Raw genomic sequence first — 300 nt, forward strand, 5'->3', positions numbered from 1 at the left:
CGCCTGTCGGTTTTCAAGACCGATCCCTTCAGCCGGACTTGGGTATTCCTCCGTTATATAAATCTTGCGAAATGGTGGACCTTACAGGACTCGAACCTGTGACCGGACGGTTATGAGCCGTCTGCTCTAACCAACTGAGCTAAAGGTCCTTTAAGATGGCGGCAGAGGGGATCGAACCCCCGACCTTACGGGTATGAACCGTACGCTCTAGCCAGCTGAGCTACGCCGCCAGGATCTTTACTTATGGTTGGTGGAGCCTAGCGGGATCGAACCGCTGACCTCCTGCGTGCAAGGCAGGCG

2 tRNA genes are annotated in these 300 nt (G+C 55.7%); both read right to left on the reverse strand.

The features are described 5' to 3' along the window. Window positions 1-72: 72 nt before the first annotated feature. Window positions 73-149 (reverse strand) — tRNA-Ile (locus C9J34_RS21515). 7 nt (window positions 150-156) lie between these two features. Then, window positions 157-230, reverse strand: a tRNA-Met gene (locus C9J34_RS21520). Window positions 231-300: the final 70 nt, after the last annotated feature.

This window comes from Metasolibacillus meyeri (assembly GCF_003049505.1).
Taxonomy (GTDB): domain Bacteria; phylum Bacillota; class Bacilli; order Bacillales_A; family Planococcaceae; genus Metasolibacillus; species Metasolibacillus meyeri.